Origin of the sequence: Zeimonas arvi (assembly GCF_008039575.1) — a bacterium.
Classification (GTDB): domain Bacteria; phylum Pseudomonadota; class Gammaproteobacteria; order Burkholderiales; family Burkholderiaceae_E; genus Zeimonas; species Zeimonas arvi.
Window position 1 is genome coordinate 20044 of sequence record NZ_VDUY01000001.1, and the last position, 21399, is coordinate 41442.

General features: G+C 70.5%; 18 protein-coding genes. 9 read left to right on the top strand and 9 right to left on the bottom strand.

All coding sequences use genetic code 11. The features are described from left to right. Positions 1-24: 24 nt before the first annotated feature. Both FHP08_RS00095 and FHP08_RS18355 read right to left on the bottom strand, forming a co-directional pair. Positions 25-735 carry an alanyl-tRNA editing protein gene (locus FHP08_RS00095; RefSeq protein WP_147702289.1) on the bottom strand — a complete coding sequence of 237 codons (711 nt, stop codon included), beginning with the start codon at positions 733-735 and terminating at the stop codon, positions 25-27. Between the two features lie 17 nt (positions 736-752). Beyond that, positions 753-1172, bottom strand: coding sequence for a TM2 domain-containing protein (locus tag FHP08_RS18355; protein ID WP_187272107.1), 420 nt, complete (start codon positions 1170-1172; stop codon positions 753-755). Between the two features lie 166 nt (positions 1173-1338). On the opposite strand from FHP08_RS18355, the gene FHP08_RS18360 reads away from it, so the two are divergent. Next, on the top strand, positions 1339-7818 hold the full coding sequence (locus FHP08_RS18360) for an excinuclease ABC subunit UvrA (RefSeq protein ID WP_225879016.1): 6480 nt from the start codon (positions 1339-1341) through the stop codon (positions 7816-7818). A gap of 82 nt (positions 7819-7900) precedes the next feature. Next, positions 7901-8569, top strand: coding sequence for a DUF1294 domain-containing protein (locus tag FHP08_RS00120; protein ID WP_225879017.1), 669 nt, complete (start codon positions 7901-7903; stop codon positions 8567-8569). An 88-nt stretch (positions 8570-8657) separates the two neighbouring features. Here the strand turns inward: FHP08_RS00120 and FHP08_RS00125 are convergent, their stop codons facing one another. The 5 genes from FHP08_RS00125 to FHP08_RS00145 all read right to left on the bottom strand — a co-directional run bounded on the left by FHP08_RS00125 (position 8658) and on the right by FHP08_RS00145 (position 13247). Then, positions 8658-10136, bottom strand: coding sequence for an aldehyde dehydrogenase (locus FHP08_RS00125; RefSeq protein WP_147702291.1), 1479 nt, complete (start codon positions 10134-10136; stop codon positions 8658-8660). A gap of 41 nt (positions 10137-10177) precedes the next feature. Then, a complete protein-coding gene (locus tag FHP08_RS00130; RefSeq protein ID WP_147702292.1) occupies positions 10178-11095 on the bottom strand; it encodes an NAD(P)-dependent oxidoreductase in 918 nt (305 codons plus the stop codon). Between the two features lie 20 nt (positions 11096-11115). Further along, positions 11116-11709, bottom strand: coding sequence for a thiamine pyrophosphate-dependent enzyme (locus FHP08_RS00135; RefSeq protein WP_323808881.1), 594 nt, complete (start codon positions 11707-11709; stop codon positions 11116-11118). Between the two features lie 11 nt (positions 11710-11720). Beyond that, positions 11721-12257, bottom strand: a complete 537-nt coding sequence (locus tag FHP08_RS00140; RefSeq protein WP_147702294.1) for a thiamine pyrophosphate-binding protein — start codon at positions 12255-12257, stop codon at positions 11721-11723. Positions 12258-12395: 138 nt separating this feature from the next. Continuing rightward, a complete protein-coding gene (locus FHP08_RS00145) occupies positions 12396-13247 on the bottom strand; it encodes a class I SAM-dependent methyltransferase (protein WP_147702295.1) in 852 nt (283 codons plus the stop codon). 137 nt (positions 13248-13384) lie between these two features. On the opposite strand from FHP08_RS00145, the gene FHP08_RS00150 reads away from it, so the two are divergent. Beyond that, positions 13385-15394: a BTAD domain-containing putative transcriptional regulator gene (locus FHP08_RS00150; RefSeq protein ID WP_225878970.1), complete on the top strand. Its 2010-nt coding sequence runs from the start codon at positions 13385-13387 to the stop codon at positions 15392-15394. Positions 15395-15409: 15 nt separating this feature from the next. On the opposite strand, the gene FHP08_RS00155 is transcribed toward FHP08_RS00150, so the two are convergent. Next, positions 15410-16231, bottom strand: a complete 822-nt coding sequence (locus FHP08_RS00155) for an alpha/beta fold hydrolase (RefSeq protein WP_147702296.1) — start codon at positions 16229-16231, stop codon at positions 15410-15412. Between the two features lie 58 nt (positions 16232-16289). Further along, complete coding sequence (locus FHP08_RS00160; protein WP_147702297.1) at positions 16290-16880, bottom strand: TetR/AcrR family transcriptional regulator; 591 nt, start codon at positions 16878-16880, stop codon at positions 16290-16292. Between the two features lie 113 nt (positions 16881-16993). Here FHP08_RS00160 and FHP08_RS00165 point away from each other — a divergent pair, with 113 nt between their 5' ends. The 6 genes from FHP08_RS00165 (at position 16994) to FHP08_RS00190 (ending at position 21399) form a co-directional block, all read left to right on the top strand. After that, positions 16994-18028 (top strand): NADP-dependent oxidoreductase, encoded by a 1035-nt coding sequence (locus FHP08_RS00165; protein WP_147702298.1) that lies wholly within the window; start codon positions 16994-16996, stop codon positions 18026-18028. Beyond that, positions 18025-18573, top strand: a complete 549-nt coding sequence (locus FHP08_RS00170) for a DUF924 family protein (RefSeq protein WP_147702299.1) — start codon at positions 18025-18027, stop codon at positions 18571-18573. The genes FHP08_RS00165 and FHP08_RS00170 overlap by 4 nt, the downstream gene beginning before the upstream one ends. 96 nt (positions 18574-18669) lie before the next feature. Continuing rightward, a complete protein-coding gene (locus tag FHP08_RS00175; RefSeq protein ID WP_147702300.1) occupies positions 18670-19500 on the top strand; it encodes a methyltransferase domain-containing protein in 831 nt (276 codons plus the stop codon). A gap of 131 nt (positions 19501-19631) precedes the next feature. Beyond that, the gene (locus FHP08_RS00180) at positions 19632-20258 is read left to right on the top strand and encodes a LysE family translocator (RefSeq protein ID WP_147702301.1); all 627 of its coding nucleotides are present in this window, start codon (positions 19632-19634) and stop codon (positions 20256-20258) included. Further along, positions 20255-20881: a LysE family translocator gene (locus FHP08_RS00185; protein WP_147702302.1), complete on the top strand. Its 627-nt coding sequence runs from the start codon at positions 20255-20257 to the stop codon at positions 20879-20881. Before FHP08_RS00180 ends, FHP08_RS00185 begins: the two co-directional genes overlap by 4 nt. Next, positions 20878-21399: a TspO/MBR family protein gene (locus tag FHP08_RS00190; RefSeq protein WP_225878971.1), complete on the top strand. Its 522-nt coding sequence runs from the start codon at positions 20878-20880 to the stop codon at positions 21397-21399. The genes FHP08_RS00185 and FHP08_RS00190 overlap by 4 nt, the downstream gene beginning before the upstream one ends.

Consider the following 21399-nt stretch of genomic DNA (forward strand, 5'->3'; position numbering starts at 1 on the left):
TCTCCTCTTCGTTGTCGACGCGATTCAGGCGAATCCGATCTCGACCCGCTTGTTCTTCTTGCCCTCGCTGCGGATCTTCAGCACCTTCACCCGCCCGATCTCGCCGATGTTGCGAACGTGAGTGCCGCCGCAGGGCTGGAGGTCGATGCCAGGAATCTTCAGCAGCCGCACCCGGCCCGCGCCGCGCGGCGGCTGCACGCTCATCGTCTTGACCAGCTCGGGCTTGGCATCGAGCTCGGCGTCGGAGATCCACACGGTCTCGGTGTCGACGCCGCGCTCGATCAGGGCATTGACCTCGCGCTCGATCTTCTCCGCGTCGAGCAGGCCCATGTCGATGTCGAAATCCAGCCGGCCCTTGTCGGGCGCGATGTTGCCGCCGGTCACCGGCGCCACCACCACACAGGACAGCACGTGCAGGCAGGTGTGAATGCGCATCATCGCGTAGCGGCGGTCCCAGTCGATCTCGGCGCCGACCTCGTCACCGACCGAGAGCGGCGGCGCATCGGCCTCGGGAACGTGGACCACGCTGTCCAGGCCCTCGCCCTTGCGGGTGTCGGCAATGCGCACCGTCACGCCGTCGCCCCGGCGCAGCCAGCCGGTGTCGCCTGTCTGGCCACCCCCCATCGGGTAGAAGACCGTGCGGTCGAGCTCGTAGCCGCGCTCGGTCACCGCGGTCACGCGGGCGGTGCAGGACTTCAGGTAGGCGTCGTCGCGAAAGAGCAGTTCGGTGGGCATGGCTTGTCGGGAAAGCGTCACAGGCGGCCGGCGCGGATCGCATCGAACCAGGCCTCGAGCGCGATCGCCAGCACCGACATCATCAGCGTGGCCCCCAGCATCAGGGACAGGACCGCCACGAAGACCGGCCCCCAGCGGCTCGCCGATGCGATGCCGGAACCGGGATTGCGCCGGGCGTCCCACTTCTCGTCGGGCGTCAGCGAGATCACGATCGCCTCGAGCATCGCGATCAGCGCCACCAGCGCGGCCACGAAGAAGCCAGGGTGGCGGAACCAGGCCTCGCCGCTGGCGGCGAAGGCCAGGCCCATCGCGGGCATCGCTATCACCGGATACAGCCACCACAGACGCGAGCCGAGATAGAGGCGGTGGGCGCCGGCCCAGCCGAGGAACAGCGCCAGGGCGCCGGCCAGGGTCTTCGAGCGGTGGGGCTGGTTCATGAGGTCGGTCGGAAACGTCGTAGACAGTACCGTGGGATCGGACGCAAGTCTAACCGGTGCCGTCGCCCTGCTAGACTGGGCCGCTCTCATCCGGCTCCCCGCGCCCATGCTGCAAGACACTCCGAACGCCGCCTCCGACGAGGCCGGCCGGCCGCTGCAATCGGTGATCCGCCAGTCGATCCGCATCCGCGGCGCGCGGCAGAACAACCTGAAGAACGTCGACCTCGACATCCCGACCGGCGAACTGGTCGTCGTCACCGGCGTGTCGGGTTCGGGCAAGTCCTCGCTGGTCTTCGACACGCTCTACGCCGAGGGCCAGCGCCGCTACGTCGAGACCTTCTCGGCCTACGCGCGCCAGTTCCTCGACCGGATGGACAAGCCGCAGGTGGACCGCATCGAGGGCGTGCCGCCGGCGATCGCCATCGACCAGACCAATCCGGTGCGCACCTCGCGCTCCACGGTCGGCACGATGACCGAGCTGAACGACCACCTGAAGCTGCTGTTCGCCCGCGCGGCGCAGCTGCACTGCCGCTGCTGCGCGCGGCCCGTCAGGCGCGACACCGTGGCCAGCGTGCGTGCCGAGATCGCGCGCCGGGCTGCCGACGCCGGGGACCCCAGGCTGGTCGTGTCCTTCCCGGTCGCGGTGCCGGCCAACTTCGGCGAGGACGAGATCCGCGCGCACCTCGAGGCACAGGGCTACACGAGGATCCAGGCGACCGAGCGGGTCGCCACCGCCGAAGGCGAAGGCAGGTCAGCGAAGCCGCGTGGCGCCAATGCCGCCGAATCGGCCAAGGCCCGCGGGGCGAAGGCCGCCGCGCCCGCCGAATCCGTGCTGCTGCACGTGGTGCAGGACCGCTTCCGCCTCGGCTCGGTCGAGCAATCCCGGGTCGCCGACTCGGTGGAGAGCGCGCTGGCCCGCGGTCATGGCCGGGTGTCGGTCCACGTGCTCGACGACGACGGCAGCGAGACCGCGCGCTGGCGCTTCAGCGCCGGCCTGCACTGCGCCGATTGCGACATCGCCTACGCGGATCCGCTGCCCAGCCTGTTCTCGTTCAACTCGCCGCTGGGCGCCTGCGAAGCCTGCCGCGGCTTCGGCCGGGTGATCGGCATCGACCTGGGGCTGGTGATTCCCGACGAGGGCAAGACCCTGGCCGAAGGCGCGGTCAAGCCCTGGCAGACCGAGAGCTTCAAGGAATGCCAGCGCGAGATGAAGAAGTACGCGCCTGCCGCTGGCGTGCCGATGGACGTGCCCTGGCGGGAACTGAGCGAGGCGCACAAGCACTGGGTGATCGAGGGCGGCGACGACTGGACCGGCAAGTGGCAGACGCAGTGGTACGGCATCCGGCGCTTCTTCGACTGGCTGGAGTCGAAGGCGTACAAGATGCACATCCGGGTGCTGTTGTCGAAGTACCGGTCGTATACGCCGTGCACGGTGTGCCGGGGCGCGCGGCTCAAGCCCGACGCGCTGCTCTGGCGCGTGGGCTCGTTCGCCGAGGCGTCGGCGGCGCTCGGCGTGCCACCGTTGCGCGAGGCCGGTGAGGCTGGGGAGGCCGGGGGCCGATTCGAGTCGCTCCCCGATACTCGCTTGGTCGAATCGGCCCCCGGCCTCCCCAGCCTCACCGGCCCGGGGGGGGCGGTGGCATGCGAAGCGACGGGTGGCGCGGCGTCGGCGAACGAGCCGACCCGCCACAGCAGCGCGTCGCGCGCCTCGCCTGATGCGCCACCATTTTCCGAGAATGGCACGACCACCCCGCCAGGCCCGTCGAACGCCGCGAGCCGCGCCGCGCTCGAGGCCGCGCCGGCCGCCACGGGCGCGCAGGCCCCCCCCGAGGCCGGAGGCCAGGGGGATCGATTCGACCAAGCGAGTATCGGGGAGCGACTCGAATCGATCCCCCTGGCCTCCGGCCCCGCAACGGTGCAATACGCGCGCTTCCACCCCACCGGCGTGGACTGGAGCGCGGCGCAGCTCGCGGCGATCGACGGGCTGAGCATCCACGACTTGATGTTGTTGCCGATCGATCGCGTCGCCCGCTTCTTCGACTCGCTGAAGCTGCCCGCGCCGCTCGACGAGGCCACCGACCTGCTGCTGACCGAGACCCGCGCGCGGCTGCGTTACCTGCAGCAGGTCGGGCTCGGCTACCTGACGCTGGACCGGCAGTCGCGCACGCTGTCGGGCGGCGAGGTGCAGCGGATCAACCTCACCACCGCGCTCGGCACTTCGCTGGTCAACACGCTGTTCGTGCTCGACGAGCCGTCGATCGGACTGCACCCGCGCGACATGAACCGGGTCATCGAGGTGATGCAGCGGCTGCGCGACGCCGGCAACTCGCTGGTCGTGGTCGAGCACGATCCGCAGGTGATGTTCGCCGCCGACCGGATGATCGACATCGGTCCCGGCCCGGGCGAACGCGGCGGGCAGGTGGTGTTCGACGGCGATCCGCAGGCCTTGCGTTCCGCGAACACGCTGACCGGCGACTACCTGTCGGGCCGCAAGCAGGTCGACACCGGCCGGCCGCAGCCGGTCGGCCCATCCACGAAGAAGCTGGTGCTCGAAGGGGCGCGCGAGCACAACCTGAAGAACGTCTCGGTGGAGATCCCCCTCGAGCGGCTGGTCTGCCTGACCGGCGTCTCGGGCAGCGGCAAGTCGACGCTGATGCAGAACGTGCTGCTGCCGGCCCTGCTGAAGGCGCGCGGCAAGCCCACCGAGTCGCCCGGCGTGCACGACCGGCTGCTCGGCGACGACTGGATCGGCGACGTGGTCTTCGTCGATCAGTCGCCGATCGGCAAGACCGCGCGCAGCAATCCGGCGAGCTACGTCGGCGCCTTCGACCCGATCCGCAAGCGCTTCGCAGCCGCGGAGCGCTCGAAGGAGCGCGGCTACACTGCGGGCACCTTCAGCTTCAACGCCGGCGACGGCCGCTGCCCGACCTGCGGCGGCAACGGCTTCGAGCACGTCGAGATGCAGTTCCTGTCCGACGTCTACCTGCGCTGCCCCGACTGCGACGGCAAGCGCTTCCGGCCCGAGGTGCTCGAAGTGACGATCGCCGGCCGCGACGGCCGCGAGCGCTCGGTGGCCGACGTGCTGGAGCTCACCGTGCACGAGGCGCTGGCGGTCTTCGCCGGCGAGCACGACATCCGCACCAAGCTCCAGCCGCTGGCCGACGTCGGGCTCGACTACCTGCGGCTCGGCCAGCCGGTCCCCACGCTGTCGGGCGGCGAGGCCCAGCGCCTGAAGCTCGCCGGCTTCCTCGCCGAAGCCGCCAGCCAGGGCCTCACCGCCAGCACCACGCCCGGCCACGCCTTCGCGAAAGCCGGCCGCCGCGGCACGCTGTTCATGTTCGACGAGCCCACCACCGGCCTGCACTTCGACGACGTCGCCAAGCTGCTGCGCGCCTTCCGCAAGCTGCTCGCCGCCGGCCACTCGCTGCTGGTCATCGAACACAACCTCGACGTCATCCGCGCCAGCGACTGGCTGATCGACCTCGGCCCCGAAGGCGGCGACACCGGCGGCCAGATCGTCGCCACCGGCACCCCCGACCAGCTGGCCACGGAAGCCCGCACGCACACCGGCAAGGCCCTGGCCGATTACGCGAAAGCGATGAACGAAGATCGCTTCGCTGGGGCGATCCCGCCTTCGGCAAGCGGCGCAGCGTCGGTCCCGAGCGGGCTCGCGGGCTTCGAGGCCGCACCTGAGGTGGACTTGGCCGGAGCGGGAGGGCCGTCCAACCAAGCGAGTATCGGGGAGCGACTTGGACGGCCCTCCCGCTCCGGCCACGCCCCCGCCGCAACAAGCCTCGAAGCCCGCGAGCCCGCCCACGGCCCGTCGCTGCAAAGCGTCCTGCGGGATCGCGCCCGCGAAGCGATCTTCGTGCATCGCGCCCGCGAACATAACCTCAAGAACATCGACGTCGAGATCCCCCGCGACAAGCTCACCGTCATCACCGGCGTCTCCGGCTCCGGCAAGTCCACCCTCGCCTTCGACGTGGTCTTCGGCGAGGGCCAGCGCCGCTACCTGGAATCGCTCAACGCCTACGCCCGGCAGTTCGTCCAGCCCTCGTCGCGGCCGGATGTGGACGGCGTGTTCGGCATCCCGCCCACGGTGGCGATCGAGCAGCGCACCAGCCGGGGCGGGCGCAAGAGCACGGTGGCCACGCTCACCGAGATCTACCACTTCCTGCGCCTGCTCTACGTGAAGCTGGGCCAGCAGTACTGCCCCGACTGCCGGGTGAAGATCGAGCCGCAGAGCTTCGACGCGATCGCCGCCCGCATCCTGCGCGACTACCGCGGCCAGCACGTGGGCCTGCTCGCGCCGCTGGTCGTGGCGCGCAAGGGCGTGTACACCGACCTGGCCAAGTGGGCCAAGGCCAAGGGCTTCGGCCACCTGCGCGTGGACGGCGAGTTCCTGCCCACCGACAAGTTCCCGCGGCTCGACCGCTACGTGGAGCACGACATCGAGCTGCCGGTGGCCGACCTGGTGGTGGACGCCGCCGACGAAGCGCAGTTGCGCGAGGCGCTGCGCCAGGCGCTCGAGCTCGGCAAGGGCATCGTGATGGTCGCGGCGCCGCTGGACGGCCTGCGGTCCGCCGCCGACGGCGGCAATGCCGAGGCTTACGCCGCCGCCGCGACCGCGTTGCAGACGCGGCTGTTCTCGACGAAGCGCGCCTGCTCCTCCTGCGGCACCAGCTTCCCCGAGCCCGACCCGCGGATGTTCTCGTTCAACTCGAAGATCGGCTGGTGCCCGGCCTGCATCGGCACCGGCGTGAAGCTGCCCTACGTTCCCGAGCTGGACCCGAAGCGACGCTCCGACGAGGACTCGAGCACCGAGGCGATCGGCGCGATGGCCGAGAAGCTCGCCGACCAGCTGGCCGACCGGGCCGAGAGCGAGGCGGCGGAATCGGGCGAGGCTGGCGGCGCCGCCAGCGAGCCCTGCCCGGCCTGCGCCGGCCGCCGCCTGAACCGCAGCGCGCTGGCGGTCAGGCTGCTCGACCTGTCGATCGCCGAGCTGACCGCGATGGCGGTCGGCGACTGCGCGCGCTGGCTCAAGCAGGTCGGCTTCGCGGGGCGGGAGCAGGAGATCGCCCGCGACGTGCTGGCCGAGATCCGCTCGCGGCTGGCCTTCCTGCAGGACGTCGGCCTCGGCTACCTGACCCTGGACCGCGCCGCGCCCACGCTGTCGGGCGGCGAGGCCCAGCGTATCCGCCTTGCGGCGCAGCTCGGCTCGAACCTGCAGGGCGTCTGCTACGTGCTCGACGAGCCCACGATCGGCCTGCACCCGCACGACAACCGGATCCTGCTCGACACGCTCGAGGCCCTGCGCAACAAGGGCAACACGCTGCTGGTCGTCGAGCACGACGAAGACACGATCCGCCGCGCCGACCACGTCATCGACATCGGGCCCGGCGCCGGAAAGCTGGGCGGACGCATCATCGCCACCGGCCACCACGAGGCGCTCGCGGCGCATCCGGACAGTCTCACCGGGCGATTCCTGGCGAACCCGCTCGCGCACCCCCTGTATCCGCCGCGCCCGTTGCCCGCGCCCGAGGACGGCTGGCTGAGCCTGCGCGGCGCCCACCTTCACAACCTGCGCCACGTCAACGCCCGCATCCCCTTGCGCCGGATGACCGTGGTCACCGGCGTGTCGGGCTCCGGCAAATCCACGCTGGCGCGCGACGTGCTGCTCGCCAACGTGGCCGCGCAGGTTCATGCGCGCAACCAGCGCAGGCCGGCGCCCGCGCTTGCGGGCGTGCAGGAGATCGAAGGCTGGGAAGGCATCACTCGCGTGCTCGAGGTCGACCAGACCCCGATCGGCAAGACTCCGCGCTCCTGCCCGGCCACCTACGTCGGGTTCTGGGATTCCATCCGGCGGCTGTTCGCCGACACCAGCGAGGCGCGGATCCGCGGCTGGGGACCGGGTCGCTTCAGCTTCAACACCGCGGGCGGCCGCTGCGAGGCCTGCGAGGGCCAGGGCGTGCAGACCATCGAGATGAGCTTCCTGCCCGACGTCAAGGTGCTGTGCGACGTCTGCCGCGGCCGGCGCTTCAACCGCGAGACGCTCGACGTGCAGTTGCGCGGCAAGAGCATCGGCGACGTGCTGGCGATGGACATCGACGAGGCGGTGGAGTTCTTCGCCGCCCACCCGAGCATCGCCCATCCGCTGAAGCTGCTGCAGGACGTCGGCCTCGGCTATCTCACGCTGGGCCAGCCCAGCCCCACGCTGTCGGGCGGCGAGGCCCAGCGGATCAAGCTGGTCACCGAGCTGGCCAAGGTGCGCACCCGCGGCGAAGGCAGCGAGGACGACCCGCGCATCGCCCGCGCCCGCGCGAAGGCACTGGCCGAAGGCAAGACCCTGCCCCCATCGCCGCAGACGCTCTACGTGCTCGACGAGCCCACGGTGGGCCTGCACATGGCCGACGTCGAGAAGCTGATTCGCGTGCTGCACCGGCTGGTCGAGGCCGGCAACACGCTGGTCGTGGTCGAGCACAACCTCGACATCTGGGCCGAGGCCGACTTGATCGTGGACCTGGGGCCCGAAGGCGGGGCCGGCGGCGGACGGATCGTGGCCGCCGGCACGCCGGCCGAACTTGCGGCGCGTGGGGTCACGCACACGGCGCGGGCGCTGGCGGATTTCCTGGCTCCGCGCGGGTGAAGCAAGCCTTCGGTTCGCCATCGGCCGCCGCTTGTCGGCCACCCGACGCAGCCGGTCGACGCAGTATGCCTCTGCGGTGATCATGCCGACCATCGCAGATGACGCGACAGGGTCAGGCATGCGCTACGCAGGAAAGATCACCGACTGGAACGACGACAGGGGATTCGGGTTCGTGACGCCGAACGGGGGCGGCGAGCGCGCCTTCGTTCACGTGAAGGCCTTCGTCAGAGCAAGGCGGCGCCCCGTCGCAGGCGACACGATCGTGTACGAGGCGGCGAGGGATGCCAAGGGACGGCTCAACGCGTCGCGAATCGAATTGGCCGCCGACCGGCTCGCGAGAAAGACGGTGGAATCGCGGAGAACGCAATCCCACCGCGCGGGTCGGGCCCGAAGTCTGGCTGGCATGGCGGCACTCGTCACACTGGTACTGGCGTGGGCCGTCGGTTCGATTCCGGCGATCGTTCCCCTGGTCTACGGAGCGATGAGCCTGCTCGCGATCCTGGCCTATGGAAACGACAAGACCTCCGCCGAGAAAGGCCGTTGGCGCACACCAGAGCGCACGCTGCACCTGATCGGGCTGCTCGGCGGATGGCCGGGTGCAATGATCGCGCAGCAGATGTTCCGCCACAAGTCGAGCAAAGCCGAGTTCCAGCTCATCTTCTGGCTGACGGTGTTCGCGAATTGCGGGGCGCTGGCCTGGCTTCTCGCGGGCGACGGAGCCGGCCTCCTCGACCGTCTCGTGTCGGGCTGAGATCCCTCGCGAGCGGGCCCTAGGCTCTGCCGGTGCTGTCGCCGGCGAGGGTTCTTCGGCGGTCCGCCCGCGCGCTGCTCGCGCGGCTTTAGCGCATCACGAACGGATTCCCCGCCACCGCCCCGCTGTTGATCCAGACGGTCTTGTTCTGCAGGTACTCGCGGATCGCCTCCTGACCGTTCTCGCGGCCCAGCCCCGAGTCCTTGTAGCCGCCGAAGGGCGCCATGTAGCTGACGGCCCGGTAGGTGTTGACCCAGACGGTTCCCGCCTGCAGCTTTTCCGACATCCGGATCGCGCGGCCGATGTCGCGGGTCCACACGGCGGCCGCCAGGCCGAAGCGCACGTCGTTGGCGATCCGGATCGCGTCGGCCTCGTCGCGGAAGCGGATGATCGACAGCACCGGGCCGAACACCTCTTCCTGCGCGATCCGCATGTCGTTCTTCACCTCGCCGAAGATGGTGGGCTCCACGAACCAACCCTTGCCGCACTCCGGCCGCGTTGCCGGGCCGCCGCCCAGCAGCAGTTTCGCGCCGTCGTTCTTCGCGACCTCGATGTAATCGAGGATCTTGCGGTACTGCGGCGGCGTCGTCACCGGGCCGACCTGGGTCTCCATGCTCATCGGATCGCCCATCCGGGCGGTCTTCGCCAGCGCGACCAGCCGCTCGACGACCTCGTCGTGGATGCCGTCCTGCACCAGCAGCCGCGACCCGGCGATGCAGGTCTGGCCGGTGGCGGCGAAGATGCCTGAGACCGCGCCGAACACCGCCTGCTCGAGGTCCGCGTCGTCGAAGACGATGTTCGGCGACTTGCCGCCCAGCTCCATCGACGCGTGCTTGAACTGGCGCGCCGCCTGCTCGTTGATCATGCGTCCGGTGGCGTCGGACCCCGTGAAGCTCACCTTGCGCACCAGCGGATGCTCGACCAGCGGCGAGCCCACGTCCTTGCCGAGGCCGGTGACCACGTTGACGACGCCGGGCGGGAAGCCGGCTTCGTCGAACAACTCGACAAACTCCAGCGTGGAGGCCGACGTGAACTCCGACGGCTTCAGCACCACCGTGCAGCCGGCCGCCAGCGCAGGCGCAAGCTTCCAGGCGGCCAGCAGCAGCGGCGAGTTCCACGGCGTGATCGCCGCGACCACGCCCACCGGCTCCTTGCGCGTGAACGCGAAGTAGCCCTTCTTGTCGAGCGGCAGCGCCGCGCCCTCGATCTTGTCGGCCAGGCCGCCGAAGTAGTAGTACCAGTGCGGCACGTAGTTCAGCTGACCCTGCATTTCGGCGATCAGCTTGCCGTTGTCGCGCACCTCGGTCGCGGCGAGTTTTCTCGCGTCGCGCGCGACCAGGTCGCCCAGCCGGTGCAGCAGCAGGCCGCGCTGGCTCGCGGTCATCTCGGCCCAGGGACCCCCGGTCAGGGCCGCGTGGGCCGCCTGCACCGCACGGTCCACGTCACGCGCGTCGCAGCGCGGGATCTCCGCCCAGGCCTCGCCGGTGAACGGATTCTGGCTCTCGAACCACGCGCCGCCCGCCGGGTCCACCCACTGGCCCGCAATCCGCAGCTGGTAGCGCTTCATCGTGTTTCCTCCTGGATCTCGTCGACGGGTCGCTTCGTGCCTCAGGCGGGCTTCCATCCCTCCGGCACCCGCGGCTTTTCGATCCTCGCGATCTCGCAGACGACGTCGGCGATGCCCGAGAAATCGATCTTGCCGAACTCGGCCGCCCGGGCCTGGCTGAAGGACTCGTGCACCGCCGCGGCCACCGGCATCGGCACCCGCGCCGCGTGCGCCGCCGCCACCACGAGCGACAGGTCCTTGTGGGCCAGGTCGATCGTGAAGCCCGGGCTGGTGTCGCCGGCCAGCACCTTGTTCGGGAAGTTCATCCGCAACTGGCCGTTGCTGGCCGAGGTGCCGTAGAGCACTTGCAGCGTCTTCGTGATGTCGAGCCCGAAGCGCTGCGACAGCGCCAGCGCCTCGCCGTTCACCTGGCACAGCGTGATCGCGATGTAGTTGTTGACCAGCTTGGTGCGCCCGCCGGTGCCGACCGGGCCGCAGTGGTAGATCGCGGTGCCCATCGCCTCCAGCAGCGGCTTCACCGTGGCGAAATCGGTCTCGGACGCCCCGACCATGAACAGCGACTCGCCGCGATCGGCATGCTCGGCCAGCCGGCCGACCGGCGCATCGACCATCGTCGTGCCGTGCTTGCCCGCCTCGGCGCTCAGCCGGTCGGTGGCCAGCGGGTCGATCGTGCTCATGTCCATCAGGATCGTGCCGGGCGCCGCATTGGCGAAGATGCCGTCCGAGCCGAGCGCCACCGCCTCGACCTCGAGGTGGGTCGGCAGCATCGTGATCACGATCCGGCATTCGCGGGCGATGTCGGCGATGCTGGCGCCGGCCCTGGCGCCCAGCGCGACCAGCGCGTCGACCGCCTGCCGGTCGATGTCGTGAACGGCCAGCTCGAAGCCCTTCTTGCGCAGGTTCGAGGCCATGGGCCTGCCCATGCGGCCCAGACCGATGAAACCGATCTTGTTCGTCATGCCTATCTCTCGCGGTGGAATCAGAGGGGGTCCAGGCCGAGTGACTGGCGGAACCGGTTCTTGACGTGAACGCCGTCGCGCGACGGCAGCGCGCGCGGCAGGTCGTCGGCCTTCACGATCACCTGCGCGAAGCAGGCGCCCTCGCGGGCCAGCACCGCCTCGGCGACCCGGTCGACGCCGGCCATGTCGTCGACCCGGAACGCCTTGCCGATGCCGCAGGCCCTCGCGACCGCCGCCAGGTCGGTGCCCAGGCTGGTGTGGCTGCGCTGCATGCCGGTCTCGCCGAAGTGACCGTTGTCGAGCACGACCACGCTCAGGTTCTTCGGCTGTTGCGCGCCGATCGTCGACAGGCCGCCGAGGCCCATCAGCTGCTCGCCGTCGCCGGTGATCACCAGCACCTGCTGGCCGGGCTGGGCGATCGCCAGGCCCAGGCCCATGATCGCGGCGCCGCCCATCGCGCCCCACAGGTAGAAGTTGCGATCGCGGTCGCCGGCGGCGAACACATCGTAGGTCGGCGAGCCCAGACCGGTGATCACCAGCGCGTCGGGCAGCTTCGCGAGCAGCGCCGCGACGAACTCGCGACGATCGACGGCGACGGCCTGCCGTGGATTCACGTTCGCTTCCATCAATCGCGCACCCATTTCTTGCGGCCGATCAGGCTTTGCGACAGCAGCACCGCGACCTGCTCGCCGGCTTCGAAAACCGCGTCGAGAGCGGCGCCGACCAGGTCCTCGACCTCGTCGGGGCGGCTCGCGCGCAGCACGCGAACGCCCATCAGCTCCATCGCCCCCTGCGTCGCCTTGCTCATCGGCGTCTGCCAGGGATTGAACTCGGCGTACTCGCCGCGCATCGTGACCAGCGTGAGGAAGGGAAAGCGGCAGCTCTGCAGCAGCGACATCATGTTGATGCAGTTGCCCACGCCGCTGCTCTGCATCAGCAGCACCGCCCGTTGGCCGCCGAGCCATGCGCCGCTGGTCAGCGCCACGCCCTCTTCCTCGGTGGTCAGCACGATGCCCCGCATGTCCGGGTCGGCATGGACCCTGCGGATCACGTGCGCGTGGCCGGCGTCGGGCACGTAGCAGGCCTGCCTCACGCCGCCGCGCTTCAGTGTCGTGTAGATCGCCTCCTGCCAGGTCGGTGCGATCGCGTCTCCTGCGCTCATCGTTCGATTTCTTGCCCGCGGGGTTGGATCCTCCATTTTATTGGAGCTTTCCCGATCCGAAGACCGGAACGGGAAATATCGGATCGACGCCCGTGACTGTCCGTGCCCGGACGCCGAGCGGCGCCCGGGCAGGCGCCGTCAGCGCCGCGTGACCACCACCTCGAGATACTCGCCGGGCACCGCCATCGTGCCGTCTCCCGCCCGATTGAACCGGTCGATCAGGGCCAGCACGTCGCTCTCGAGCACGACCCGGCCGCCCGGCTCGAGCGCCGAGAAGGCCTTGAGCAGCGGGCCGTACCAGGTCCTGAACACCTCGAGCCAATGGCCGGGCGAACGGTAACGGAACACGAAGTCGCGTTGCACCGACTTCACCGAGCTCGCGTGCGGCTCGAAGAGTTCGGCCAGCCGCTCCCGGGTGCCCCAGAGCGCCGGCGATTTCGCGCCGGGCGGCGGCGACACGTGCTTGCCGATCGTCTTGAAGAGCTGTCCGATGAAGCCCTCGGGGGTCCAGTTGGCCAGGCCGATCTTGCCGCCCGGGCGGCAGACGCGGACCATCTCCGCGGCGGCGCGGTCCTGGTCGGGCGTGAACATCACGCCGAAGGTCGAGACCACGGCGTCGAAGCTGGCGTCGGCGAAGGGCAAGGCCTCGGCATCGGCCTCGCGGAAGTCGATCGCAAGCCGCTCGGCGGCGGCGCGCTCGCGGCCCCGCTCGAGCAGCGCCGGCACGTAATCGGTCGAGACGACGTCGCACCAGCGGCGGGCTGCGGCGAGCGAGGCATTGCCGTTGCCGGCAGCCACGTCGAGCACCTTCTGCCCGGCGTGCAGGTCGAGCGCCTCGCACAGCGACTCGCCGACGATCTGCAGCGTGGTGCCGATGACCGCGTAGTCCCCGGACGCCCAAGCCGCCTGCTGGCGGGCCTTGATCGCCTTCAGGTCGGGCTGGGTCGCGGCAGGCCGGTCTTGACTTGCGGTGGCTGCGGAAGTATCCATGTCGTTTCTCCTCGGGTTCGTTCGGGTTCCGCCTCGCTGGCGCGACGGCGGGATCGGGCGGTCCGGCCGCACCTGCGGCGCTCGACCGACGTGACCGAACGTAAGGCCCAGGCGTGGAGGCGAACGTGGTAGCGGGCGTGGAAATTTCCGGCCCCCCGATCGAGGTCCGGCTGCTCGGCACGCTCAGGATCGATCGCAACGGCATCCCGATGCGGTTGCCGGCCTCGCGCAAGGTGCGCGCCCTCTTCGGGTGGCTGGCGCTCGCGCCGCGCCCGGTTGCCCGGGAAACGCTCTGCGATCTGCTCTGGGATGCCCCCAGCGACCCGCGCGGGGAGCTGCGCTGGTGCCTCAGCAAGATCCGGGGACTGGTCGATGCTCCCGGAAGGCGAAGGCTGCTCAGCGAGGACGACCGGGTCTGGCTCGATCTGTCCGACGGTTTCGTCGACGCGGTCGAGGTCGCCCGCTCGGCCGAGCCGGGACTCGAGGGGCTCGCCCCGGAGCGCCGGCGGGCGCTGGCACAGCTGTTCGCGGGAGACTTCCTCGAAGGCCTCGCGCTCTCCGGGCATCCTGCCTACGCCGCCTGGCTGACCGCGCAAAGGCGCCGCTTCGGCGGCCTCCAGCTCCGGCTGCTGGCGGATCTCGTGTGCGACGCCGCCGACGAAGACGAGCGCTTGCGACATCTCGAGCGATGGCTGCAGGTCGCGCCGCTCGACCGGGACGCCCACGAGCGCCTGCTCGAAACCCTCGCCCGGCTGGGCCGGATTCGCGAGGGGGAGGCGCAGCTCGCAGCCGCCGCGCGGCTCCTCGACGCCGAAGGGCTGGACAGCTCGCCGCTGCGCGCCACGTGGCAGGCAGCCAGGGCGGCGAGCATCGACCTGCCGCAGGCACCGCCGATGGCAAGCGAACCGCGAGCCCTCGGCGCGCCGGACACGAACGACGAACCAGGTCCCGACCTCGCCGCGCACCGCGCGTCGATCGCGGTGATGCCCTTCGTCGACGGCTCGCCCGAGCCCGAGGCGCGCGGCGGGCTCGCCGACGCCCTGGCCCACGATGTGATCACCCGGCTCGCCAAGCTCCGGAGCCTGTTCGTGATCGCACCGGGCACCGTGTTCGCCCTGCACGAGCGCGCGATTCCCCCGGAACGGGCCGGCCGGATGCTGGAAGTCGACTACGTGGTCGGAGGCACCGTTCGGCGAGGCGATGCGCGCCTGCTCGTGGCGGTCGAGCTGGCCGACACGCGGACCGGCCGGATCGTCTGGGCCGAGACCTTCAGCCACAGGGCCGACGACGCGCTCCTCGTGCTCGACGCGATCGGCGACCGGATCGTGGCCTCGATCGCGAGCGAGATCGAGGCGCTCGAGCGCGACCGCGCCATCCTTAAGCCACCCGATTCGCTCAACGCATGGGAAGCCCACCATCGCGGCCTGTGGCACATGTACCGCTTCAACAAGGCCGACAACGAACGCGCCCGGCACTTCTTCGAGACCGCGCTGCGCCTCGACCCGAGCTTCGCGCGGGCCCACGCCGGCCTCTCGTTCACGCATTTCCAGGACGCCTTCCAGGGCTGGTCCGAGCGCGAGCCCGGCATCGAGCTCGCCTACGCGTCGGCGAACGACAGCCTGATGGCCGACGATCGCGACCCCGCCGCACACTGGGCCATGGGACGCGCGCTCTGGCTGCGCGGCCGGCACGAACCGGCGATCGGCGAACTGGAACAGGCGGTCGAGCTGAGCCCCAATTTCGCGCTGGCCCACTACACGCTCGCCTTCATTCACTCCCAGGACGGCGACCCGGCCGCCGCGATCGCGGCCTCCGACCACTCCCGTCACCTGAGTCCCTTCGATCCGCTGCTCTTCGGGATGCTGGGCGCGCGGGCGATGGCGCTGGTCCGGCTCGGCCGCTTCGACGAAGCGGCCCGCTGGGCGGTCAAGGCCGCCGCCCGCCCCAACGCGCATCCGCACATCCAGGCGATCGCGGCCTTCGCGCTGGCCCTTGCCGGTTCGCTCGACGAGGCGCGGGCGCAGGCCGAATCGATCCGCCGCGCGCTGCCCGCTTATCGCTTCGCCGACTTCCTCGCGGCCTTCCAGTTCGATGCGCAGGGCGCGGCCCTGTTCCGCAAGGGCGCGCGGCGCATCGGGATGGGCTGACCGCCTGGCGGCCGACTAATCGCCGCGCGCAGGGCCTTCTGCCGCCAGGAACGCCACCGACGCTGCCAGCGTCCGCTCTTCCGCCAGAACCCGGCGATGTCCGCCCCCTTCAAAGGCCAGGAGTCGGGCGCCCGGCCAGGCAGCCGCGTTCTCCCGTGCGTCCCCGATCGGCACCACCCGGTCGTCGGCCGAATGAATGAACAGGGCCGCTTGGCTCAGGCCGGCCGCGATTCTCGGACCGTCCAGCGCAGCGACGTCGATTCCGCGGTTCGCCAGCGCCGCGCGCAACGCCTCCGTTCCATGGTCGTCAAGGCCCGCCGCCCGCCCGAAGGCATTCAGGTAATCCCGGTAGCGGGCCGGCGCGCCAATCAGCACGACGCGGCCGACCTGCAGGCCGCCGCGCAGTGCCTCGAGCGTTGCGGCGGCGCCGACCGAGTGCGCGACCACGGCCGCGAAGGGCCCGGACGCCGCACCGAGCGCCTGCATGACCTCGGCGCACGCGAACGGACTCGTCCGCTCACCGTCCGATTCGCCGTGAGCCGGCAGGTCGAAGGCGACCACACGATGACCGGCGCCGGCCAGGCGCTGACCGAGCGCCAACATGTCGGCGGCAGCACCCTCCCAGCCGTGAACCAGCAGCACACCGGGCCCGGCGCCGAACTCGGCCATGGCGATGTCGCCATGCCGCGTGCGAAGACGACGACGTGTCGCGCCGGGAAATCGGTCCAGCGTGGCCTGTCTGGCGCGCGGCGAAGGCGTCAGGAAGGCGTTGGCAAGCGTCTCCAGGCGCGCCGGGGCCAGCGCGGGATTCTCGAGAAGGGCGGATTCGTGTCGCATATGATGTTCGTCATATTCCTGGTGAAAAAAAAGAGAGGGGGTGCGGCCGGTTCGCGCCTCACCCCGATTGCGGCGCGTCGCCGACCAACGCGCGCTCGACCGACCGGCGGATCGTCCGCCCGAGCGACTCGTCGCTCGAGGCGCGCGCCAGCACCAGGGCGCCGACCAGCGCGCTGAGCACCACCGCCGGATCGCGCCGCACCGGCTCGTCCGCCTGCACGCGATCGACGAGCGCGAGCAGCTCGCGCAGCTTGCTCGTGGCGGCCTCGCGAACCGCCGGTTCCTGCCGGGCCGTCTCGGTGCCGAGGGCCGCGAGCGGGCAACCGAGTTCTGGATGGCGCAGATGCCGATCCGACAGGTAAGCCGACACCAGCGCAGCGAGCTTCTCGCCGGCGGGGGCCTGCGCTGCCGCGCGCGACAGCGCAGCGATGCCGTCCTCCCCGGCCTCGGCAGCCGCCTCGGCGAGCAGGCCGGCCTTCGAATCGAAGTGCGCGTAGAACCCGCCGTGAGTCAGGCCGCAGGCCTTCATCAGGTCGGCGACACCGAGGCCGTCATAGCCGTGCCGGCGGATCGCCTGCGCCGCGGTCGCCACGATGCGCCGGTGCGTGCGCGCCTTCTTGGATTCGCTGCAGACAAGCTTTTCTTTCATTTTTTTATGATATTCATCATATTCAAGCTTTGCAAGCAGCCAAGGCCTCGAGTCGCCTCGAAAGTCGCTTCCCGGGTTACGCTTGCCGGATCGATTCCCGCAGCAGGCAGTCCATGAGCCAGGCCCCAGTCAATCGTCAGGTGCTCCTGAAATCCCGGCCATCCGGGATCCCGCAGGCCGAAGACTTCGAGATCGTCGAGGCGCCCGCCCCGGCGCCGGCGGACGGCCAGGTGCTGGTCCGCAATCTCTTCCTGTCGGTCGAGCCCGCCATGCGCGGCTGGGTCAGCGCGGTCGCCAACTACTCGCAGCCGGTCGGCATCGGCGAGGTGATGCGCAGCTTCGCGGTGGGCCGCGTCGTCGCGTCCAGGGCCGCCGGCTACCATGAGGGCGACCTCGTCGTCGGCATGTTCGGCTGGCAGGACTACGCCGCGGTCGGGCCCGAGGCAATCCAGCGGCGAATCGAGGAGAGCGACCTGCCGCCATCGACCGCGCTGGGCGTGCTCGGACTGAACGGCCTGACCGCCTACTTCGGCCTGCTCGACGTGGGGCAGCCGAAGTCCGGCGATACGGTCGTCGTGTCCACCGCCGCCGGCTCGGTCGGCTCCGCGGTCGGCCAGATCGCGAAGATCCACGGCTGCCGCTCGGTCGGCATCGCCGGCGGCCCGACCAAGGTCGCCCTGTGCCTGGACGAATTCGGATTCGATGCCGCCTTCGACTACAAGGCCGGCGACCTCGATGCCGCGCTGGACCGCGCCTGTCCGAACGGCGTCGACGTCTACTTCGACAACACCTCGGGCCCGATCAGCGACGCGGTGATGAAGCGCCTGAACGTGGGTGCGCGGGTCGTGATCTGCGGCACCGCGTCGGTGGCGAGCTGGGACCCGTGGCCGAAGGGGCCGCGTGTCGAGCGCCACCTGCTGGTCAAGCGGGCCCGGATGCAGGGCTTCGTGATCTTCGACTACGCGAAGCACTACGCCGAGGCCTGGCCGGTGCTGGCCGACTGGGTGCGCGCCGGCAAGCTCCGCTACCGCGAGGACATCCTGGACGGCATTGAGCACGCGCCCGGCGCGATCGCCGGCTTGTATCGCGGGGAGAACCTCGGCAAGCGGCTGATCCGGATCGCCGACCCTGACCAGGGCGCGCAATGACCGGAATCGCCAGAGAAGACATCCTGCGCTTCTGGTTCGAAGCGCTCGAGCCGAAGCAGTGGTGGAGCAAGGACGCAGCGCTCGACGCGCTGATCGCCGAGCGCTACGCGCCCCTGCTGGCTGCCGCCTCGCGCTGCGAGCTCTACGGATGGCGGGCCACGCCGCGCGGCCGGCTCGCGGAAGTGATCGTGCTCGACCAGTTCCCGCGGCAGATCCATCGCGACACGCCGCAGGCCTTCGCCTGCGATCCGCTTGCGCTGGCGCTCGCACAGGAAGCGGTCGCCCGCGGCGACGACGCCGCGCTCACGCCGATCGAGCGGGTGTTCCTCTACCTGCCCTACATGCACAGCGAGTCGGCGGCGATCCAGCAGGTTTCGGTGGCGCTCTACGAACGGAACGGTCTGCCCGACAACCTGGACTTCGCGCGCCGGCACAAGGCGATCGTCGACCGATTCGGGCGTTATCCGCATCGCAACGCGATTCTCGGGCGGGCATCGACGCCCGAGGAGATCGCCTTCCTGAGAGAGCCTGGATCGAGGTTCTGACCGGCATCGGGCCGGCTCGGTCGCCATGCTTGACTGGCCCGCCGCGGCGCGGAAAATCGAGGACAGCATCGCGCCACCTTGCTGGAGGGCTCCGTCATGCCCGACTCGATGCTGAAGGCCCAGATCGAATCTGCATCTGCCTACGAGCGGCTGTTCGTGCCCGCCCTCTTCGGCCAATGGGCGCCGAGGGTCGCCAACGCGGCGGGCATCGCTGCGGGCGACCGGGTGCTCGATGTCGCCTGCGGCACCGGCGTGCTGGCTCGAGAGGCCGCGCAGCGGGCCGGGCCGCATGGAAAGGTCACCGGCGTGGATCCGGCGGCCGGCATGCTGGCCGTGGCCGCGCGCCTCGCTCCGTCGATCGAGTGGCGCGAGGGCGCGGCCGAAGCCCTGCCCTTCCCCGACGAGGCTTTCGACGTCGTCGTCAGCCAGTTCGGGCTGATGCTGTTCGCCGACCGCGGGCTCGCCGTGCGGGAAATGCAGCGCGTGCTGGCGCCTGGCGGGAGACTCGCGGTTGCCGTGTGGAACGAGATCGGCAGCAACCCTGCCTACAAGGACGAGGCAGCCCTTCTCGAGGAAATCGCGGGCCGGCGGGCTGCCGATGCGATCCGCTCGCCCTTCTCGCTGGGCGACCGCGACCGCCTTGCCGCACTGTTCGTAGCGGCCGGGATGACGAAAGTCACTGTCGACACGCTGGAGGGAAAGGCGCGCTTCCCCGACATCCGGACGATGGTCGAGGCCGACCTGCGCGGCTGGCTGCCGGTGACCGGCGTGGTGCTGGCCGAGGACGAGATCGCCGAGGTCCTCGTGGGGGCAGAACAGGCGCTTGCGTCCTACCGGGCGCCGGATGGAACGGTGGCGTTCGCGGTGTCCGCGCATCTGCTGACCGGACGCAAATCGCACGACACCGAGTCCGCGACGGCGGCGTGACGGATCCCGCGCGAGACTCGCACTGCGCGCATCTGCCCGTCGTGCGCGGATCTGGCCCTCATCGAGTGCGCGGCCTCCTCGAAGCCTACAATGCGGGCGTTCTCGAGTCCCTGCCAAGGAGCAGTCCGTCAATGGCGATCGAACTCTGGCTCGCCTTCGTCGCCGCATCGGCGGTGATGCTGGTCATTCCCGGCCCGACCATCCTCACGGTGATCAGCTACTCGATCGCGCACGGCAGGCGCGCGCAACTGCCGCTGGTCGCCGCGGTGGCGCTGGGCGACTCCACCGCTCTGGTGCTCTCGCTGCTGGGCCTGGGCGCGCTGCTGGCCACCTCGGCCTTCTGGTTCACGGTGATCAAGTGGCTGGGCGGACTCTATCTGCTGTACCTGGGGGTCAAGCTCCTGCGGGCCGGCGCGAGCGGCGCCGAGCTGGAGCGGCCCGCCGCGCCCGGATCGCGCGGGCGGCTCTTCCTCAACACCTGGCTGGTGACCGCATTGAACCCGAAGGGCATCGTGTTCTTCGTGGCTTTCCTGCCGCAGTTCATCGACCCGGCCGCGGACGTGAGCCGGCAGCTGTGGATCCTGGCGATCACGTTTGTTGCTCTGGCCACGCTGAACGCGACGCTCTACGCGGCCTTCGCCAGTTCTGCCGCCAAACTGCTGTCGTCCGGGCGCGCGCAGCGTCGCTTCAAGCTCGCCGGCGGGTCGCTGTTGTCGGTCGCCGGGGTGTGGGCGCTGCTGGCCCGCCGCGCAGCATGATCGAAGCCGCCTGGCTGCTCTTCGTCGCGACCTCGCTGCTGGTGATCGCCACGCCGGGCCAGGACATGATCCTGGTGATGTCGCGCTCGGTGGCGCTCGGACCGGCGGCGGGCGTGGTCACCGCGGCCGGCGTCAGCATCGGGCTGGTCGGCCACACGATCCTGGCCGCACTGGGCCTGGGCGCGATTCTGCGCGCCTCCGAGATGCTCTTCACCGGGCTCAAGCTGGCTGGCGCCGCCTACCTGGTGTGGCTGGGCATCGGCCTGCTGCGCACCCGCGGCGCCGAGATCGCGCTGCGTGGATCGTCCGCGCGCTCGTCCGTCAGGCTGTTTGCCGACGGCGCGCTCTCGAACCTGTCGAACCCGAAGATCGCGATCTTCTACTTCGCCTTCCTGCCCCAGTTCGTGCCGGCGGGCGCCGCGCATCCCACGCTGTCGATGCTCGCGCTGGGGCTCGTGTTCGCCGGTCTCACCTTCCTCGTGAAGGCGCCGGTGGGGCTCTTCGCGGGCCTGCTCTCGGGCTGGCTTCGCGCGCGTCCCTGGGCGCTGGTCTGGCTGCATCGGGCGAGCGGCGCGGTGCTGGTGGGGCTCGGCGTCCGGCTGGCGATGGAGCCGCGGCCGTGAGCGGCGCGAGGCCTCGCGAAGAAGGCGATCCGCCGATACGCCGCGGGCTCCTCGGACTCGCCGGCTGGCTCGCCCTCGCCTTCGCCGCGGCGGCGATCGGCGGCATCGCCTCCGCGAACGCCGGCGACTTCTACGCTCAACTGGTGCGCCCCGCCTGGGCGCCGCCCGGTTGGCTGTTCGCCCCGGTCTGGACCCTGCTCTACCTGACGATGGGCGTCGCCGCCTGGCTGGTCTGGCGCGAGGCCGGCTTTCGCGGCGCGCGCGCCGCGCTCACGCTCTTCGTGATCCAGCTGGCGGCCAACGCGCTGTGGACCTGGCTGTTCTTCGCCTGGCGGCTGGGCGGTCTCGCCTTCGCGGAGGTGCTGCTGCTGTGGGTGCTGATCCTGGCGACGGTCGTCGCGTTCTGGCGCGTGCGGCCGCTCGCCGGTGCGCTGATGCTGCCCTACCTCGGCTGGGTGAGCTTCGCCTGCGCGCTGACCTGGGCCACCTGGCGGCTCAATCCCGGGCTGCTCGGCTGA

Excerpts from the sequence above, each read along its gene's own strand:
- FHP08_RS00095 (WP_147702289.1), bottom strand. The coding sequence starts at position 735 with ATGCCCACCGAACTGCTCTTTCGCGACGACGCCTACCTGAAGTCCTGC.
- FHP08_RS18355 (WP_187272107.1), bottom strand. The coding sequence starts at position 1,172 with ATGAACCAGCCCCACCGCTCGAAGACCCTGGCCGGCGCCCTGGCGCTG.
- FHP08_RS00120 (WP_225879017.1), top strand. The coding sequence starts at position 7,901 with ATGCCGACCATCGCAGATGACGCGACAGGGTCAGGCATGCGCTACGCA.
- FHP08_RS00125 (WP_147702291.1), bottom strand. The coding sequence starts at position 10,136 with ATGAAGCGCTACCAGCTGCGGATTGCGGGCCAGTGGGTGGACCCGGCG.
- FHP08_RS00130 (WP_147702292.1), bottom strand. The coding sequence starts at position 11,095 with ATGACGAACAAGATCGGTTTCATCGGTCTGGGCCGCATGGGCAGGCCC.
- FHP08_RS00140 (WP_147702294.1), bottom strand. The coding sequence starts at position 12,257 with ATGAGCGCAGGAGACGCGATCGCACCGACCTGGCAGGAGGCGATCTAC.
- FHP08_RS00145 (WP_147702295.1), bottom strand. The coding sequence starts at position 13,247 with ATGGATACTTCCGCAGCCACCGCAAGTCAAGACCGGCCTGCCGCGACC.
- FHP08_RS00155 (WP_147702296.1), bottom strand. The coding sequence starts at position 16,231 with ATGCGACACGAATCCGCCCTTCTCGAGAATCCCGCGCTGGCCCCGGCG.
- FHP08_RS00160 (WP_147702297.1), bottom strand. The coding sequence starts at position 16,880 with ATGAAAGAAAAGCTTGTCTGCAGCGAATCCAAGAAGGCGCGCACGCAC.
- FHP08_RS00165 (WP_147702298.1), top strand. The coding sequence starts at position 16,994 with ATGAGCCAGGCCCCAGTCAATCGTCAGGTGCTCCTGAAATCCCGGCCA.
- FHP08_RS00170 (WP_147702299.1), top strand. The coding sequence starts at position 18,025 with ATGACCGGAATCGCCAGAGAAGACATCCTGCGCTTCTGGTTCGAAGCG.
- FHP08_RS00175 (WP_147702300.1), top strand. The coding sequence starts at position 18,670 with ATGCCCGACTCGATGCTGAAGGCCCAGATCGAATCTGCATCTGCCTAC.
- FHP08_RS00180 (WP_147702301.1), top strand. The coding sequence starts at position 19,632 with ATGGCGATCGAACTCTGGCTCGCCTTCGTCGCCGCATCGGCGGTGATG.
- FHP08_RS00185 (WP_147702302.1), top strand. The coding sequence starts at position 20,255 with ATGATCGAAGCCGCCTGGCTGCTCTTCGTCGCGACCTCGCTGCTGGTG.